The following is a 1,198-nucleotide window of genomic DNA, read 5'->3' on the forward strand; positions in this document are numbered from 1 at the left end:
CTTAAGCAATGATTTTTGCGACGACGCCGGCGCCGACGGTGCGGCCGCCTTCGCGGATGGCAAAGCGCAGGCCTTCTTCCATGGCGATCGGGGCGATCAGCTTGACCGTGATCGACACGTTGTCACCCGGCATCACCATTTCCTTGCCTTCGGGCAGCTCGATCGAGCCGGTCACGTCGGTCGTGCGGAAGTAGAACTGCGGACGGTAGTTGTTGAAGAACGGCGTGTGACGGCCACCTTCGTCCTTGGACAGCACGTACACCTCACCCGTGAAGTGCGTGTGCGGCTTGATCGAGCCGGGCTTGCACAGCACCTGGCCGCGCTGCACGTCTTCGCGCTTGGTGCCGCGCAGCAGGATACCCACGTTGTCGCCCGCCTGGCCCTGGTCCAGCAGCTTGCGGAACATCTCCACGCCCGTGCAGGTCGTCTTCTGCGTGGCAGCGATGCCCACGATCTCGATTTCCTCGCCGACCTTGATGATGCCGCGCTCGATACGGCCCGTCACCACGGTGCCGCGGCCCGAGATGGAGAACACGTCTTCCACCGGCATCAGGAAGGCACCGTCCACCGCGCGCTCGGGCGTGGGGATGTAGGTGTCCAGCGCGTCAGCCAGCTTCATGATGGCCTCTTCGCCCAGCTTGCCCTTGTCGCCTTCCAGGGCGAGCTTGGCCGAGCCGTGGATGATGGGGGTGGCGTCGCCCGGGAAGTCGTACTTGTCCAGCAGCTCGCGCACTTCCATCTCGACCAGCTCGAGCAGCTCGGCGTCGTCGACCATGTCGCACTTGTTCAGGAACACGATGATGTAGGGCACGCCCACCTGGCGCGCCAGCAGGATGTGCTCGCGGGTCTGGGGCATCGGGCCGTCAGCGGCCGAGCACACCAGGATGGCGCCGTCCATCTGGGCGGCACCGGTGATCATGTTCTTGACGTAGTCGGCGTGGCCGGGGCAATCCACGTGGGCGTAGTGGCGGTTGGCCGTCTCGTATTCCACGTGCGCGGTGTTGATGGTGATGCCGCGCGCCTTCTCTTCGGGAGCCGCATCGATCTGGTCATAGGCCTTGGCCGCGCCGCCGAACTTGGCCGCCAGCACCGTCGTGATCGCCGCCGTCAGCGTCGTCTTGCCATGGTCCACGTGACCAATCGTGCCCACGTTCACGTGCGGCTTGGTCCGCTCAAATTTCTCTTTTGCCATTTTTCA

The 1,198-nt window shown here is 64.4% G+C and carries 1 protein-coding gene; it reads right to left on the reverse strand.

Translation table 11 applies throughout. The features are described from left to right. Position 1 precedes the first annotated feature (1 nt). Positions 2–1,192, reverse strand: coding sequence for an elongation factor Tu (gene tuf, locus ACODTB_RS25775; RefSeq protein WP_488929879.1), 1,191 nt, complete (start codon positions 1,190–1,192; stop codon positions 2–4). Between the last annotated feature and the right edge of the window lie 6 nt (positions 1,193–1,198).

It is taken from the genome of Hydrogenophaga sp. FG152, assembly GCF_057809615.1.

What these genes read in the sequence shown, in the direction of transcription:
- tuf (WP_488929879.1), bottom strand. Translation starts at nt 1,192, where the DNA reads ATGGCAAAAGAGAAATTTGAGCGGACCAAGCCGCACGTGAACGTGGGC.